Source organism: Stackebrandtia albiflava (assembly GCF_007994225.1).
Taxonomy (GTDB): Bacteria; Actinomycetota; Actinomycetes; order Mycobacteriales; family Micromonosporaceae; genus Stackebrandtia; species Stackebrandtia albiflava.
The window spans coordinates 60,532-77,217 of record NZ_VLLL01000013.1; the positions used below are offsets into that span (position 1 = coordinate 60,532).

The window sequence follows — 16,686 nt, forward strand, 5'->3', positions numbered from 1 at the left end:
AGGATCCTCTAGTGAGAGGTGGGACGAAATGCCACGTAACGACGACGAGCAAGCCCGCGGCAGCCGTTGGGAGCGGGAAAGCCAAGACCTCTCCACCCAGGTCGCGTACTTGCAGGAGGAACTGGCGCTCGCGCGCCGGAAACTGACCGAGACGCCGCGTCACGTCCGCCTGTTGGAGGAGCGTCTGGCAGCCACCCAGGCGCAGATCGAGAAGATGTCCGAGCAGAACGAGCGGCTGGTCGCCACCCTGCGGGACGCGCGTGAGCAGATTGTGACCCTCAAGGAGGAGATCGACCGCCTTGCCCAGCCGCCCAGCGGGTACGGCGTGTTCATCGAGATGCGCGAGGACGGCACGGTCGACGTCTTCACCGGTGGCAGGAAGATGCGTGTCGCACTGTCGCCGTCCATCGACCCGGACAGCCTGCGCCGTGGCCAGGAGGTGCTGCTCAACGACGCGCTCAACGTCGTGGAGAACCTCGGGTTCGAGCGCGCCGGCGACGTCGTGACCTTGAAGGAACTGTTGGAGAACGACGAGGGCCACCCCGACCGGGCGCTGGTCACCTCGCACGCCGACGAGGAACGGGTGGTCTTCCTGGCCGACTCGCTCGTCAACGCGCCGCTGCGCGCCGGCGACTCGCTGCTTGTGGAACCCCGCGCCGGTTACGCCTACGAGCGGATCCAGAAGAGCGAGGTCGAGGAACTGGTCCTGGAGGAGGTGCCCGACGTCGACTACGAGTCGATCGGCGGCCTCGACGGCCAGATCGAGTTGATCCGCGACGCGGTGGAACTCCCGTTCCTGCACGCCGAGCTGTTCGCCGAGTACCGGTTGCGTCCGCCCAAGGGCATCCTGTTGTACGGGCCGCCCGGTTGCGGCAAGACCCTCATCGCCAAGGCGGTCGCCAACTCGCTGGCCAAGAAGGTCGCCGAGGCGCGTGGCGACGAGCAGAACGCCGACACGCGGGGGAAGAGCTACTTCCTCAACATCAAGGGCCCCGAACTGCTCAACAAGTACGTCGGTGAGACCGAACGACACATCCGTCTGGTGTTCCAGCGGGCCCGTGAGAAGGCCAGCGAGGGGCAGCCGGTCATCGTGTTCTTCGACGAGATGGACTCGGTGTTCCGCACCCGCGGCTCGGGCGTGTCATCCGATGTGGAGAACACGATCGTTCCGCAGCTGTTGTCCGAGATCGACGGTGTCGAGGGCCTGGAGAACGTCATCGTCATCGGCGCGTCGAACCGTGAGGACATGATCGACCCGGCGATCCTGCGTCCCGGCCGGTTGGACGTCAAGATCAAGATCGAGCGTCCCGACGCCGAGTCGGCGCGTGACATCTTCTCCAAGTACATCACGACGGACCTGCCGTTGAACGACAACGACGTCTCCGAGCAGGGCGGCAGCCGCGAGGCGTGCGTCCAGGAGATGATCCAGGCGGCGGTCGAGCGGATGTACGCCGAGACCGAGGAGAACCGTTTCCTGGAGGTCACCTACGCCGACGGAGACAAGGAGGTCCTGTACTTCAAGGACTTCAACTCCGGCGCGATGATCCAGAACATCGTGGACCGTGCGAAGAAGATGGCCATCAAGGACTTCCTGAACTCCGGCCAGCGCGGCATCCGGCTGCACCACCTGCTGGACGCCTGCGTCGACGAGTTCCGGGAGAACGAGGACCTTCCGAACACCACCAACCCGGACGACTGGGCGCGGATCTCCGGCAAGAAGGGTGAACGGATCGTCTACATCCGCACCCTCGTCTCCGGAGGCAAGGGCGACGAGTCCGGACGCTCCATCGACACGGTCAACAACACCGGTCAGTACCTGTAGAACATCGACGACGGAGGCCGGAACCGTGTGTTCCGGCCTCCGGCCGTGTCCGGCGTTCCGGCGCGCCGGTGAACGGTGGTGGTTACGGGCTTGGACCGGAACCGGTACCTTGACCGACGTGACTGAAGCAGCCCCACCGACCGGCCGAGTGCTGGTCGTCCAGAACACCCCGACCGGTGGCCCACGCCGGGTCGCCGACTGGCTGATCGACGCCGGGCTCACCCTCGACGTGGTCCACGGCTACGAGATGCCGCCGCCCGCGGAACTCGACCACGCCGCGGTGATCGTGCTCGGCGGCGGATTCCTCCCCGACGAGGACACACGGGCGCCGTGGCTGGCCGCCACCCGCGCCCTGGTCCGGCAGGCGCTCGACCGGCAGGTGCCCGTGCTGGGCATCTGCCTGGGCGGGCAACTGCTCGCCCACGTCGCGGGCGGTGTCGTCGAGGGTGACGTCGGCGCACCCGAGTACGGCAGCACTCCGATCCGGCTCCGCGCCGAGGCCTCCGAGGACGCCCTGTTCGGTGGGCTTCCCGACGTCGTGCCCGCCATCGAACACCACGTCGACGCGATCACGAAACTGCCGCCGGACGCGGTGTGGCTCGCCGAGACCGACCGGTGTCCGTACCAGGCGTTCCGGGTCGGACCGGTGGCGTGGGGGGTGCAGTTCCACCCGGAGGTCAATCCCGACCGCATCCTCAGCTTCGACGCCGAACGGTTGGCCGCCCAGGGCTTCGACCGTTCGGAGCTGCACCACGTCGCGATGACCAACGAACCCGCCGCCGGCCTGGTGTGGCGGAAGGTGATCGACCGGTTCGCCGACATCGTCACCGAATCCGCGACTCGTCCGGGTTCCTGAACGTCGCCGTTCGAGCCGGGTGACGTCGCTCCTCACTGGACGGAGACCCGTCACCCGGCTCCGGCACGTCTTCTCGCCCGCTGACGGGTACGGCGCGGGTCAGACCTCCACGGCCGCGAGTTGCCGACGGCAGTCCCGCGACAACCGGTACTGGCGGCGGATCCGGGCGGGCAGGCTCAACGGCCCCGGCAGAGTCGTGTCGCCGTACTGTGCCTCGGCGGTCAGCGCGGTGCCGTCCCAGCGGCCCGTCGCGGTCCACCGGCAGTCGCGTTCCCGGTCCGGTTCGCTGAAGTCGTGGCGCAGCAGCACCGCCTCCCCGGGGGCGGGCGGCGGCCCGTGCGACGGCAGCAGATCGTGGCGGCGACCCGAGGAACGCGCGATCCGTACCGGGCACACCGTCACGCCGTCCCCGAACCGGGCCAGCACCGCGTCGGCGGGTGCCCGGGCCGTCGACGGCGTCACCCGGACGTCCCGCAGCCGCAGCAGCAGTCGCGGCACGAACCACCAGTGCTCCCGCCTGAGCAGCATCGAATCCGCCAGTGTCCGCGACGGCGGATGCTTCCGGAGTTCCTGCGGCAGCAACGGACCGGAGAAGACCACGCCTCTGGGGTCCTCGACCAGTTCGGGACGTCCGGTCATCACCATGGGCCGCCACGCCTCACCGGACAGGCGTCGATCCGTCAGCGAGACGGCGACCCGTGCCGCACCCGCCACCGAACGCGCCACGGCCGCGTCGGCGTAGGTGAACGCGACGGTGGGAAGGTCCTCCCAGATCAGCGGCGTCACCACGCCCGCCTGCGGCGAGCCGGATCCCGGACGCCAGAAAAGTTCCGCCACCGCCGCCGCGTTCAGCGCCGGCCGCCACGACTCGGCCAATGTCCACTCCGCTCGGTAGGCGTTGCGAATCGGATGTGATCTATATTACGATCACGACGCAGTATCGGGGCGCGCTCGCCCGGGTCGCGTCCGATGACCGGAGGAGCGCCATGCCCGCCATCGTCGTCGCCGTAGCCGTTCTCGCGGCATTCGCCGTCGGATACATCTACTACTCGCGCTATCTCGCCGCTCGGGTGTACGGGCTCGACCCGGACTTCATCACCCCCGCGCACGAGTTCTCGGACGGGGTGGACTTCGTCCCGACGAACAAACACGTCGTCTTCGGGCACCACTTCACCTCGGTGGCGGGTGCCGCGCCCATCGTCGGGCCCGCCATCGCGGTCTTCTGGGGTTGGGGACCCGCACTGGCCTGGATCGTGCTCGGCACCATCTTCGCGGCCGGAGTCCACGACTTCGGCGCACTCGCCGTGTCGGTCCGGCACAAGGCTCAGAGCATCGGCACACTCGCCCGCGACGTGATCGGCCGGCGGGCACGCACCCTGTTCCTCCTGATCATCTTCTTCCTGTTGACGCTCGTCAACGCGGTGTTCGCCGTCGTCATCGGCAACCTCCTGGTGGCGAACCCGGGCGCGGTCATCCCGATCTTCGTCGAGATCCCGCTCGCCATCGCGATCGGCCAGTACATCTACCGCAAGCGCACCGCGGCCCTGATCCCGTCGATCATCGGTGTCATCGGCCTGTACCTGCTCATCTGGGTGGGACAGCAGGTACCCGTGGACATCACCCCGCTCGCGGAGGGCCTGGGCTTCGCCCAACCCCGCGACCTGTGGGTGATCATCCTGTTCGTCTACACCCTCATCGCCTCGCGCATACCGGTGTGGATGCTGCTGCAGCCGCGCGACTACATCAACTCCCACCAGCTGTTCATCGCGTTGGGAGTCATCCTGCTCGGCATCATCGTCGGGATGAACACGATCGTCGCCCCGGTGTTCAACGACGTACCCGACGGATCACCCGGTATCTTCCCCTTCCTGTTCATCACCGTCGCCTGTGGTGCGATATCGGGATTCCACGCGCTGGTGTCGTCGGGGACCACCTCGAAACAGCTCGACAAGGAGACCGACGGCCGATACGTCGGTTACATGGGCGCGTTGGGCGAGGGCAGCCTGGCCCTGGGATCGGTCCTGGCGGTGACGGCGGGCGTGGCCGCCACCCAGATCGAATGGGACGCCCTCTACAGCGACTTCGCGACGGCCTCCGGCGGAGCCACCGGCAACTTCGTCAACGGTGTCGCCGTGTTCGCCAACAACCTCGGAATCCCGTTGGACCTGGCGGTCATCTTCGCGGCCGTGGTCGTCATCTCCTTCGCGGCGACCACCATGGACACCGGTGTCCGCCTGCAGCGTTACGTCGTCCAGGAGATCGGGGAGATCCTGAAGTGGCGGTTGCTGGCGAGGAACCTCACCCTGGCGAGCGTCATCGCCGTGGCGATCCCACTCGCGATGGCGTTGCTGCCCGGTGGAGGCGAGTCCGGCTACACCTTCGGCGTGTTGTGGCAGTTGTTCGGCACCACCAACCAGCTCACGGCGGGACTCGCGCTGGCCGTCGTCGCCGTGTGGGTGACCAAACGCCGCCGCAACCCGCTCGCCGTCATGATCCCGCTCGTGTTCCTGCTGATCATGACGTCGTGGGCGCTGGTGGCGAACCTGATCAACTTCATCGAACAGCGGGAATGGGTCCTCGCGCCCCTCGACGCGCTCATATTCGTCCTGGCGATGTGGCTCATCGTGGAGGCCGGGATCGCACTGCGCCGCGCCTTCGCGCGGCGGGGTGACGGTGAACCCGACGTCCCGGCCGCCACCGCGGACGCGCCGGGCCACACCGAATGACCGGCGACGACGAGCCGAGTCGCGGCCCGGTCCGAACCGGGCCGCGACGGCACGTCACGCTGGTCGGTCCATGGCGGGGCACCACGCCCGGTGGCTGCTGCGCCGGTACCGCGGATGCGCTCGGAGTCGGGGAGGAAGACCCCGGCCGCCACCGGCACCCCGCAGCGGATCCGGGCGCCACCGCGGTGACCGCACCGGCGGGGGAACGCCGACAGGTCGCCGACGTCCTGGCCGCCGTACGCGCGGCGGTTCCCGGGGACGTGGACGTGCAACTGGTGGACCCGCGCAACAGCCTCTACCTGCTGCCGACCGTCTACCGGGCGGCCCGCCGCAACGGCACCGGTCCCCTCGCGGCATGCCGGGTCGCGGTGCTCGCCACGACCCCGTGGACCCTGATCGTGGACGGCCGTATCCTGAGCCGTTCCCGCCCACTGACCCCCGCCACCGCCCGTACCCTCCTCACCCCCGAGTGCGATGGTTCCAGACAGCCACGTGACGCGCCGAACGATGGTCCGCGCGTCGCGTGATCGATGCGACTAACTGGGCGATGCTCACCTCGACCCCGTCCGAGAACGTCGAGTCGTGCAGTTCGAGCCGGTCGATGTCGGTTCCCGGCGGTACGTCGTACACCAGCGGCATGATCACCTGGTTGCCGGGATTTATGTCGTTGTACCAGGCCGCCTCGGGATCGACGGCGAATGTGGCGTCGCTGTCGACGTTGTACGTCTGACCCGCGGAGTCGATCAGGTACTGATCGGTGTCGTAGACGGTTGCCGGAGAGTCACCGATGTTGCGGACGTTCAGATCGATGACGACGTACTCGCCTTGCGCGCTGGTGCCGGTGAACTCGTCGCCGACGGAGGGCACGCCGGTCTGTACCTGGTTGACGGTGAACGCGAAGGTGCCGTCCTCGGCCTCTTCTCCGATGCCGGGCAGCTCGGTCGTGGGCACTCGGCCGGCGGGACCCTCCTCGGTACCCTCCTCCGCCGTGTCGTCCGAGGTGTCGGATCCGGTCGTGGCGACCACGACCCCGATCGCCACGATGCCGAGCAGAAGCACGACTCCGACCACTCCCAGCAGCACGAACAGACCGGTGTGGCGCTTCTTCGGCGGCGGTGGTGGCGGGATTCCGGCACCGGGCGGCGGTTGACCCTGATTCCAGTACGGAGGCGGAGCCTGTGGCCAGGGTTGTGCCGGTGGCGCGTACCACCCCGGCGGCTGGCCTGCGGGTGTCGGCGGGGTGGGGTTTGCATCGGGACGAACGGGTCCGTCCGATTCACCGGGAGACGGTTGCGCGGTCATGGCGCACTCTCCGTCAGATAGTGATTACCTTCTCATTCGAGCGTACTCCGGACCGGGGGAGGGATGGGGGCGGACGGGGGATAGCGTGGGGCGGTCGACGAGTGGGACGGAGAAGGGAGTCCGCGTGGTGACGTTCTCGCCGAGTGGCCCGGGAGACGACGAGGTGCTGTTCGCGCGCCACGGCGTCCTGGGGCGCATCCGGTTGCACCGTCCGAAGGCGATCAACGCCCTCACCCTGGGCATGGTGACCGCGATGCGGACACGGCTCGCCGAGTGGGCGGCCGACGACTCGGTGTCCGCCGTCGTGGTCGACGGCGCGGGCGACCGGGGACTGTGTGCCGGAGGCGACGTGCGGGCGATCCGCGACGCCGTCATCGAGGGCACCTCGGCGCCCGAGGAGTTCTGGCGCGCGGAGTACGCCCTCAACCGGGACATCGCCGAGTACCCCAAGCCGTTCGTGGCGGTCATGGACGGTGTCACGATGGGCGGGGGAGTCGGCGTCTCGGCGCACGGATCGGTGCGGCTGGCCACCGAGCGGTCGAAGGTCGCCATGCCGGAGACGGCGATCGGTTTCTTTCCCGACGTGGGCGGCCTCCACCTGTTGTCGCGGGCTCCCGGTGAGGCCGGCACCCACATGGCCCTCACCGGGCTCCCGGTGTCGGGCGCCGACGCGGTGTACTGCGGACTCGCCGACGCCGTCGTGCCCACCGTGGAGGTCGATGGCTTCCTGGACCGGTGGGCCGATGGGGAACCGGTGACCGTGCCCGACCACCCCGTGCCGGCCGCCGACATCGCCGCGGCGCGCGAGTGGATCGACGAGTGCTACCGGGGAGACGACCCGGTGGAGATCCTGTCCCGGCTGCGGGGCAGGCCGGAACCGGCCGCCCGGCGGGCGGCGGACGTGCTGGCGTCCCGGTCGCCCCTGTCGGTGACGGTCACGTTGCGGGCGATACGCCGGGCCGCGACGATGACGCTTCCCGAGGTCCTGGCGCAGGACCTCCGGCTGGGTGCCGCGTTCGCGACGGAACCCGACTTCGTCGAAGGCGTCCGCGCCGTCCTGGTGGACCGGGACTCCCCGGTCTGGCGGCACGGCGACCTGACCGAGGTCGATCGCTCCGAAGTGGACGCGATGTTCGGCTGACGGCGACCGGGCCGGTGCATCCACTGGCCGTCCGCAATCCATGTGGCCCGGCCGGGCTCAGGCCCACAGCCGCTCCATCGCGACGACGTACATGCGATCCTCGTACCGATATGAACGTCGGCCGAGGTTCAGCACGACGCCCGCCGTGAAGTCGTCGCCGAGTCTGTCACGCAGCAGCCGGAGCCCGTCGAAGTCGGAGTCCTTGACGGTCCCGGCGGCTTTCACCTCCACCCCGGCGGTGGTGCCGTCCCGAGCCTCGATCACCAGGTCCACCTCCCGTTGGTTGTGCGTGCGGAGGTGGCTGAAGGTCACCGACGTCTCGGCCCATCCGGCCTGTTTCAGTATCTCGTTGACCGCGAACGTCTCGACGAGATGCCCGAACTCCGACATGGTGGTCGGCTTCCGGAGTTCCAGTTTGCGACGGGTGACTCCCAGCAGATGGGCGGCCAGCCCACTGTCCACGAAATGCACCTTGGGTGACCGGGACAATCTACTGCCCAGAGTGCGGCCGTATGCCTCCAGGCGGTGTACCAGGAATACCGACTCCAGCAGTTGCACATAGTCGTGAAGGGTTCTGGCATCGTGGCCCATCGAGTTCGCGATGTCGGCGACGTTGAGGATCTGCCCCGTTCGTGCGGCTAGGTGGCGAGTCAGGCTTTGCAGGACACCACGTTGTCGCACCCGGCGAATATCCATGACGTCTCGCAACACGATGAGGTCGATGAGGTCGTCGAAGTATCTACCGCGTGCCCGGTCGTTGGCCGCGGCGAGACCGATCGGCATTCCTCCGGCCAGAATCGCTTCGGAGTACCTTTCCCGAGTGGTACCCGCATCCGGTGCCGCCCCCAGCGCCTTCGCGTCCAAGAGCATGGTGTCGATGAAGGACTCCCTTCGGCCGAGTAGCTCACCCTGTGACAACGGCCAGATGTTCATTATGTGGGCGCGGCCGGTGAGTGCCTGTGCGGCACGTGGCAGCATCGTGTACCGGGTCGATCCGGTCAACAGGAACCGTCCGAAGCGAAAGTCCGTATTGAGTTCGGCTTTGATGGCGTACAGCAGATCGGGTAGGTGCTGAAACTCGTCGATACACACCGGTTCCGTCCGTCCGGCGATGTAGGCGCTCGGGTCCGCCCGTACGTGGTCGAGAGTCGCAAGATCGTCCAGGTCGGTCACCGCCACCCCCCGGGTGCGTGCACAGGCATGCAGAAGCGTGCTCTTCCCCACCGTGCGAATGCCGGTCAGGACGACCACCGGAGATTCAGCCAGACGTTCCGTCACGGTCGAAGCGAGGTGTCGATGGATGAGTGCGTCGGGATCACGCATGTCCGGCTCCTGTCGATTCAGCGGCACTATGGCGGATATTCCGCCATAGTATGGCGGAATATCCGCCAAATCATGGCGGATTTTACGGACATCGATATAGGCGTTACTCCGGAGTCGTCGCCGAGGCGGCGGTCGTCGCGCGGAAACCCGGCACCGCGAAGTGGCGAAGGGCGACCGTGGTCCTACGGTCTGCGAACCCTCACAACAGCAGGACGTCGTCCCAGCCGCTGCGGGGCGGCTCCCCGACGGCGTACCGGTGCAGGGCCAAGGCGGTGCCCGCCGCACCCTCCAGGAACCCCGGGTGGTCGAAGTCGCCGGTGTCGCCGTGACACCGGAAACCGAACGCGGCGTCCTCGGTGAACCCGTGCAGCACCCTGTCCATCGCCGTCTCGGTCGTGTCGCGGTACCGGTCGGCGTCGACCCGCCACAGCACGTGGGCCAGGCCCGCCCAGCCGTGACACAGTCCGTTGTCCGGCAACGACACCGGCGCCTCCAGCGCCGCCGCGACCGCCTCGTCGGCGGCCTCCCGCAACTCCGGCCGGTCGAACCGGTCCGCCGCCGACCGCAGAGCGACGGCGATGCCCGGTGCGCCGTAACACCAGGTCGGCGCGGGCCGTACCCGGTCGGTCGCCGAGTCGTCGGTGACGAACATCGGCCACCACGGCCCGAACCCGTCCACCCGCCGGTGCGCCAGCAGCCAGTCCGCCAGCCGGTGGGCGGCCGCACGACCGCCGCCACCGGTACCGTCGGGGGCGCGTGCCAGCGCCGCGAGGATCCCGGCGGCGCCGTGGGCGAGTCCCAGATTGCCGTGGCCGCCGTCGGGTGGCGCGACGTGCGGATTCGGTCCGTGTTCCACCCACCAGCCAGGACGGTCCCCTGTGGAGGTGCACAGCCGGGACAGCCATTCCACGGTGTCGCGCGCCGTCGCGGAACCCGCCTCCACCAACCCCAGCACACCGGACGGTCCCGCCACGGCGTCGTAGTCGGGGAACGCCACGGGGGTGGGAATCGGGCGGCGCACGGCCCGTGCCAGGGCCGTCTCCACGGCGGCGGCCATCTTGCGTTCCGCCGCACGGTAGTCGCCGGTCGCGCGGCGCGCCGCCCGCAACGCGACCAGGGCGGCACCCCTGCCGCCGAAGGCGCCCGGTGTCACGTCGTCGCGCGCGGCGGCGACCACGGCGGTCAAGTGGTCGTGCAGGACGGTACGCCACTCCGGTTCGGTCGCCGACAACTCGGCGTAGAGCAACGCGACCCCCGCGAAACCCGCCGACAGTGACAGATCGCGCCAGGCCGACGTGGCGGCGTCGCCACCGTCACCGGTGGCCGCCACGGTGACCGCCTTGACGTGCGCCGGGTTCCGGAGTCGCTCGGCGACGATCCGGACGACGCGCGCCGCCTCGGCACGGCGGCCCGCCGGGTTCACGACCGCCGCCGGGCGGTGTGACCGTGTACCAGTTCACGCAACAACGACAGCACCCGCCGTTCCGCCGCCGGGTCGGGTCCCAGCATCCGATTGGCGTGCATGTGGAGCAGGTCCAGTGAGACGGTGGCGGGATCCGGGCCGCCCCCCTCCTCCAACGCGTGCCGGTACACGACCAGGGCCGACGCCAGGCCACTCCAGCCCGCCGTGGAACCGGGAACGCCGGCCGGGTCCGGGCGCGGTACCGCCGCCGGGCCGGTCGGCAACCCGCGTACCGCCCGGAGGTCCGCCCTCGGCACGTGCCGCCGGGACTCGGCGGGAATCCACCGCAGGAGGCGACGGTCCCAGTCGTCGAAGTCGAGGGCCGCCAGCACCGCCAGGCAGTTCCACGCGGTCAGGACCTCCCGGGACACCCCCGCCGACCGCCACGTCCCATCCGAGAGCTGACGCACCACCAGGTCCGTGTCGGCGGCGAACACCCGCTCGGCCGCCCGCAACGCCGGACCCGCACCGTACCGGTGGGTCTCCGGCCGGTACTCACCGATCTCGATCTCACCGACCAGGCCAGCCTCCCGTGCCCGCCGAGTCCAGTCCGGAAGCCGGGATACGAGCGCCCCGAGCCGATCCGGCGTGTCGTGGACCCTGACGCGCAGATGGTGACCGGGCGAGGGGTACCGCACGAAGAACCACTCCGGGAAGTCCGGCAACAGCGACGCGGCCACCTCCGACAGCAACGCCTCGACCGCCGCCGCCTCGGTGTACATCCGCAGGTAGAGCCAGTCCCCGCCGGGCGGGATCGGTGTGGGGACCGGTGCGGTCCGTGGACGGGAAGGCCGCGGCCGCCGACGGTGGTCCCGGTCGGCGAACGCCATGGCGGTGACCTCGTGGACCGTTCCGCCGCTCCAACCGAGCCGGCCGTCGGCGGTGAGGTCCTCGAAGACGGCGCCGCCGGGCCGCCGGGTCAGCTCGTCGGTCAGCAGGCGTCGATGCCAGCGGTGTTCCAGGTCCAGCGAGAGGCGTTGGTGACCGCTGTACAGCACGACGTGCCGAGGCACCCGCGACCGCCGCCGCCACTGCGGGATCCAGTCGCCGTCGCGGTGTGGCGGCGGCAGCCACCGCGCCGGGCACAGCACGCTGCGGCCGTATCGCACCCGGGGCAGGTGCGGCAGGTTCTCCAGTCCCCGCCAGCGCCACGGCGTCACCGCGCGCGAGTTCAGCAACTCCACTTCGGACAGGAACCGGGCCGGCATCGGCGCGTACCGGACGGGGTTGGCCATGTGCAGTTGCGCGGGCTCGATCTCCTCACCGGTGGACATCAGCACCACGTGTAGCGAATCCGGACCCGCGTACACGCCGACGTCCGACAGGTCGAGGCCACCCGCGGCCGGATCGTCCACACTCAACCAATGGGAGGTCAGCACCGGCACCCGGCTCACGTTGCCGATACGCGCGTCGTTCGGGCGGTACCGCAACTGCACCTGCCGGACCCCGCCCTCCCGTTCGTCGGCCGCGAACTCCCGCCGCAGCGGGTCCGTCAGCGCGAGGTGGTCGGCGAACCGGCCGAACACCTGGCCCGCGCGGCGGGACAGCGCGTCCGGCGCCGGAATCAGCAGGAAGTCACCCGCCTCCACGGCGGCGGTATCCTCTGCCAACACCTGTACGGTCACATCGAGGGACCGCCACGCCGGTGCGCCGGGATCCTCGTCCAGGCCCGCGACGTCGGAGTCCGTCAGCACCACCTCGCCGGAACCGGACACGACCGCCTCCCACGCCAACCGCGCCACCGCCGCGTCGTCGTCCCGCCCCGCCGGGTCGAGTCGGGGGCCGCCCGGGTAACCCGCCGGTGGCCCTATGCCGCGCACCGGATCCAGCGCGGTCAGTACCGGAACCACCTGGCCCGCCCCGTACCGCTCCAGGAAGTCCGAGTGGAACCGCCACAGTCCCGCCGCCGCCGACCGGGCGGGCGACAGCCGCCACAACACGTCCACCAAGCGACCGATCTCCTCCGCCACTCCGCTCGGCAGCCGGGCCGAACCGTTGAGCACCAGGTCGACCTGTGGTGTCGCGGCCTCCGGGTGGATCTCCCGCATCGCCTCGACCATGCCGTGCCGGGCGGCGCCCGCCTCCTCCGGCGGTGCGGCCCGGTACGTCTCCGTGGCCTCGGCCAGCCGATCCCATCGGGCGTCCGGCGACGGGATGCGCCGAAAGACCGCCAGTGGATCGACATCTGTCGAGGTCCCGGCGGTGTCGGACAGCAGGAAGCCGTATCGGACAAGGCCCGCCACCGCCTTGTCGACCGCCTCGGCCGGAACCCGGGGGAGAGCCGCCACGACGGCGGCGAGGAGGTCCGGTCGCCGAAGTGGTCGCGTCGCGCTGGTCAGGACGGCCGTGACCAGCGGGTTCGCCGAGACCGATGCCTCCCTGCCGTCGGAGGTGGGTGTCACGTACCGATCAGCGCGGCGGCGGCACAACGGATGCGCCCACACGGTGGCGTCGGGGTCGCCGGGAGCCCACCGCGCGGCGACCTCGGCGGCCCACCGACTGTCCGCTCTGACGTACCGACGATGCGGTGCCTTCACCGACCACTCGCCGCCGCTTCCGAAGTCGCCCGCCATGACTCCGGCGAGTTCACCCAGTGGTGTCGCCCTCGACCTGGCGCGCAACAGGTACCGGGACACCGTCATCGCCAACCGGGCCGGCCGCGGCCAACCGCCGGAGGTCAGGGCGTGCGCGGTGTCGGGACTGACGGTCCACAGTGCAGCGACGAACTCGGAGTCCGCGGCGCAGTCGGCGAGTAGACGTCTGCACGCGTCGATGTCGGCCTCCGGATCGGAGTCCGGTTCGGCGGGAAGGCGTCCCGGCTCCCAGGGGGAGGCGCGGACCAGCAGTCGGTCGCCGATGCGGAAGCGTCCCACGACTCACCGTCCATAACGGATGGTGATCGCGCGGTCGCACCGTGGTAGCATCCGCTGGGTAAGCGCTGGGTCACACATCCGCCCAGCTTGCATGATTGGAGTTCCCGATGCAAGACATCGACACCGGACGCCTCGCCGTACTGGAACCCGACGCCCTGACCGACCTCGACTTCGACCTGTCCGAACCCGGCCAGGGCCTCGCAATGGAGACCGGTGACGAGCGCCTCCGCAAGGGAAGCGCGACCTCCACCTGCGTCACCTACTGGAGCGCCTCGCGCTGCCCCTCCTGCTGGTAGGACACCGCCGTGCGGTCCACCGGCCACCGGTGGACCGCACCGCACGACCCGGCACCTCACACCCCCACCCACCGACCCCACCGGTGACCCACCCCCACCCCCGAAGAGGCGAGCCGTGGCGAAGCGCCCCGCCGACCCCACCTGCCCGGTGGACCACCACACCGTCGCATCGGTTCTCGCGCGTTACGGAGAACTCCCCGACACGCTGCGCGCCGACCCGTTCCCCCTGTACGAGGGGTTGCGGAGATCCGGAACCGTCCACGCCGCCACCCTCCCCGACGGCCGCCCGGTGGCGGTGGTGACCGGATACCGGGCCGCCCGCACCGTGTTCACCGACCCGCGCTTCTCCAACGACCCCGGCCACCGTGCCGACCTGCCCCGCTTCGACGGCGACCGCCACATGGGCGTCGCCGACGGCGACGCACACCGGCGGCTGCGCACCGTCGTGGCGAGGCACTTCACCGCCGACCGTGTCCGGGCCGCACGGCCGTGGATCACCGGCGTGACCGACGAACTGCTCGACGGACTGTCCGCTGAGGCCGACCTGATCGGTGAGTTCGCGGGAATCCTCCCACTACGGGTGATCCTGACGCTTCTCGGTGCTCCGCCCGCCCGGATTCCACCGATGGTGGCGGCCCTGCAACGGTTGTCGGACGCCCCGGGCGACCCGGCGGCCGCCGAGACGGTGCGCACCGGCGTGACCGACGCGATCCGCCACCGGGAGCGGAACCCCGGCGACGACGTCCTCACCGACCTGATCGCCGCCCGCGACACCGGCGACATCGACGACGGCGAACTCACCGCGACCGTGTTCCTGTTGCTGTCGGCGGGACACGAGACCACCGTCAACCTCATCGCTGTCGGGGCGCTACACCTGCTGCGGCACCCCGACCAGTGGGCGCGACTGCGAGAGCGGCCCTCGTCGACACCCGGGGCCGTGGACGAACTGCTACGTTACGACGGCCCCGCCGCCCACTCCACCGGCCGTTACACCACGACCGACGTCGTCCTCGACGGTGTGGCCATACCGGCGGGGCGGCTCGTCCTGGTCAACCTCACCGCCGCCAACCGGGACCCCGAGGCGACATCGGACGCCGACCGGCTCGACGTCACGCGGTCCCCGACTCGGCACCTCGCGTTCGGCCACGGCCGGCACCTGTGCCTGGGGGCGCACCTGGCCCGACTGGAGGCCGAGATCGCCCTGTCCCGGTTGTCCACCGGGTTCACCGACATCCGGCTCGCCGTCGACCCGGCTGAACTGGCCTGGAAGGCGAGCCCGGCGATCCGGGGATTGACGAGTCTGCCGGTCCGCCTGACCCGGTGAGCGGCGACCGGCGAAGCCGCACCGTCACCCGGCGGCCCCGCCGTCCAACCCCGGCGGCATCCGGGTATGTGCATACGGCGGCAACGGATCCGTGCCCGCGTTGAGTGCACGGACGTGATCGAACAGGCTCAAGGCGATCTCCGCGAACTCCGGCGCGGTCCGGTTCGGACGGATCCGGCGCAGTTCGAACACCGGAGCGGCCACGTTTCCACTGGGCCCCACCGAGTCGTGCGTATCGCGTAGGCCGCCCATGCCTTGAAGCGTGGCCCGTCGTGCGGCGGTCTTGAGGTGGTCCTCACCCGGACGGGCTGCCGGGAACCGGTGCGAGGTCAGCAGGTCCATACCGCGCGCGATCTGCGCGAGCCAGTGCCGCCGCGTCAACTCCAAGGTGAACCCGGCACGCTCGGTGTCGCCAGGCGTGTGAGCGAACACCTCGGAGTCGAGATCGCCGGGGACGCCCGCCAGCGCGTGGGAGAAGATCCGAAGCCAGCGGCCGGTGATGTCACCGCGAAGCCACGCCGCCTCCGCGCGCGGCAGGTCGCCGACGAACATGCTGCCGAAATCGGTGCGGGCCAACAGTGGCGCGACCTGCTTGGCGTACTCCATGTTGTATCTACCGGCCTTCTGCAGGTAGACCAGGATCAGGCCCGCCAGCCCGACCAGGCTTCGGCTCGGGAAGCCCTGCGGCACAAGGCGTTCGGCGGCGAGCGCCTGACAGGCCGCCTCGATGAGTCCTGGCGCGTCGCCCATCCGGTGGGGCTCGGCGGGGCTACCGATCCATCCCGGTTCCAGGCGCGTGGGCGAGCGGGGCCGCCCCGCCGCGTCGTCGGCGGCCTTGGCCGCTCGGGAATACCCGACCGTCTGCTCCATGAACGTGGCCAGCCGGTCCAGCCGGATCCCGGCGGTGGCCTGCGGATTGCCCTCGGTGACGTCACCGGACACGTACATGTGGCGTAGCGGCGTCGGTGCGTCCCCGCCCATCACCTCCGCCATCGCGCCAGCCGACACGTGCCGTTCCCCGTCCCGGAACCGGGCGTCCAGCAGGGCACAGAACTGGACGACACGGAACAGCCGGGTCACCAGCACACGCCGCCCCGCCGAGGTCTCCGGAACCGGATCGATCTCCAGTTCGAGATTCGTGGTTCGCCACAGTCCGCCCTCGTCGACCTTCGCGTGCACGCCGCCCATACCCCCGACGATGACGTCCCCCTTGCCGAGGGCGCCGGGCACCGCCCACGGGGGAAGCTCGGCGCAACTTCGACCCCGGTCCGACCCCCGTGGCGAAGTGGCCGCCTGGTACGTCTCCCGGTTCACCTCGTACTCGAACCCGATGTCTCGTTGCGCCACGACGGGACGTCTACCGGGCAGGACGTTGTCGGCCGCATCGACCGACTCGGTTCGCGTCACCGCCCGTGCGACCGCCGCGTTGCCCGCGAGTCGCTGCCACCGCAGCATCCCGGCGGCCTCAGGCGTCTCCGCGCGACGAGTCCCCCGGGCGCCGTGCGCGGCCGGGGCGCGGGCACCGGGACGGGCATCGAAATCCATCACGCCACCTTCGTTC

At 70.1% G+C, this 16,686-nt stretch carries 13 protein-coding genes; 7 read left to right on the plus strand and 6 right to left on the minus strand.

Annotated elements, in window-relative coordinates:
- The first annotated feature begins 28 nt into the window (after positions 1-28).
- Both arc and LX16_RS26185 read left to right on the plus strand, forming a co-directional pair.
- Positions 29-1,822, plus strand: coding sequence for a proteasome ATPase (gene arc / locus LX16_RS26180; RefSeq protein WP_147144659.1), 1,794 nt, complete (start codon positions 29-31; stop codon positions 1,820-1,822).
- Positions 1,823-1,940: 118 nt separating this feature from the next.
- On the plus strand, positions 1,941-2,678 hold the full coding sequence (locus tag LX16_RS26185; protein WP_244615986.1) for a type 1 glutamine amidotransferase: 738 nt from the start codon (positions 1,941-1,943) through the stop codon (positions 2,676-2,678).
- Between the two features lie 99 nt (positions 2,679-2,777).
- Here the strand turns inward: LX16_RS26185 and LX16_RS26190 are convergent, their stop codons facing one another.
- The gene (locus LX16_RS26190) at positions 2,778-3,554 is read right to left on the minus strand and encodes a pyridoxamine 5'-phosphate oxidase family protein (RefSeq protein ID WP_147144660.1); all 777 of its coding nucleotides are present in this window, start codon (positions 3,552-3,554) and stop codon (positions 2,778-2,780) included.
- A 110-nt stretch (positions 3,555-3,664) separates the two neighbouring features.
- Between LX16_RS26190 and LX16_RS26195 the strand changes: the two genes are divergently transcribed.
- Positions 3,665-5,404 (plus strand): carbon starvation CstA family protein, encoded by a 1,740-nt coding sequence (locus LX16_RS26195; protein WP_147144661.1) that lies wholly within the window; start codon positions 3,665-3,667, stop codon positions 5,402-5,404.
- A 185-nt stretch (positions 5,405-5,589) separates the two neighbouring features.
- On the plus strand, positions 5,590-5,931 hold the full coding sequence (locus LX16_RS26200) for a hypothetical protein (RefSeq protein WP_147144662.1): 342 nt from the start codon (positions 5,590-5,592) through the stop codon (positions 5,929-5,931).
- On the opposite strand, the gene LX16_RS26205 is transcribed toward LX16_RS26200, so the two are convergent.
- A complete protein-coding gene (locus tag LX16_RS26205; RefSeq protein WP_147144663.1) occupies positions 5,864-6,706 on the minus strand; it encodes a DUF4352 domain-containing protein in 843 nt (280 codons plus the stop codon). The two genes, LX16_RS26200 and LX16_RS26205, sit on opposite strands and share 68 nt — an antisense overlap.
- A gap of 124 nt (positions 6,707-6,830) precedes the next feature.
- Between LX16_RS26205 and LX16_RS26210 the strand changes: the two genes are divergently transcribed.
- Positions 6,831-7,847 carry an enoyl-CoA hydratase/isomerase family protein gene (locus tag LX16_RS26210; RefSeq protein WP_244615987.1) on the plus strand — a complete coding sequence of 339 codons (1,017 nt, stop codon included), beginning with the start codon at positions 6,831-6,833 and terminating at the stop codon, positions 7,845-7,847.
- Between the two features lie 57 nt (positions 7,848-7,904).
- Here the strand turns inward: LX16_RS26210 and LX16_RS26215 are convergent, their stop codons facing one another.
- The 3 genes from LX16_RS26215 to LX16_RS26225 form a co-directional block, all read right to left on the minus strand.
- Complete coding sequence (locus tag LX16_RS26215) at positions 7,905-9,239, minus strand: ATP-binding protein (protein WP_211354789.1); 1,335 nt, start codon at positions 9,237-9,239, stop codon at positions 7,905-7,907.
- 130 nt (positions 9,240-9,369) lie between these two features.
- The gene (locus LX16_RS26220) at positions 9,370-10,593 is read right to left on the minus strand and encodes a lanthionine synthetase LanC family protein (RefSeq protein ID WP_147144665.1); all 1,224 of its coding nucleotides are present in this window, start codon (positions 10,591-10,593) and stop codon (positions 9,370-9,372) included.
- Positions 10,590-13,505 (minus strand): lantibiotic dehydratase, encoded by a 2,916-nt coding sequence (locus tag LX16_RS26225; protein ID WP_147144666.1) that lies wholly within the window; start codon positions 13,503-13,505, stop codon positions 10,590-10,592. Before LX16_RS26225 ends, LX16_RS26220 begins: the two co-directional genes overlap by 4 nt.
- Before the next feature lie 107 nt (positions 13,506-13,612).
- Between LX16_RS26225 and LX16_RS26230 the strand changes: the two genes are divergently transcribed.
- Both LX16_RS26230 and LX16_RS26235 read left to right on the plus strand, forming a co-directional pair.
- Positions 13,613-13,801, plus strand: a complete 189-nt coding sequence (locus LX16_RS26230; RefSeq protein WP_147144667.1) for a hypothetical protein — start codon at positions 13,613-13,615, stop codon at positions 13,799-13,801.
- A gap of 115 nt (positions 13,802-13,916) precedes the next feature.
- The gene (locus LX16_RS26235) at positions 13,917-15,125 is read left to right on the plus strand and encodes a cytochrome P450 family protein (protein WP_147144668.1); all 1,209 of its coding nucleotides are present in this window, start codon (positions 13,917-13,919) and stop codon (positions 15,123-15,125) included.
- A gap of 24 nt (positions 15,126-15,149) precedes the next feature.
- Here LX16_RS26235 and LX16_RS26240 read toward each other — a convergent pair whose 3' ends face one another.
- Positions 15,150-16,670: a hypothetical protein gene (locus LX16_RS26240; RefSeq protein ID WP_147144669.1), complete on the minus strand. Its 1,521-nt coding sequence runs from the start codon at positions 16,668-16,670 to the stop codon at positions 15,150-15,152.
- Positions 16,671-16,686 lie beyond the last annotated feature (16 nt).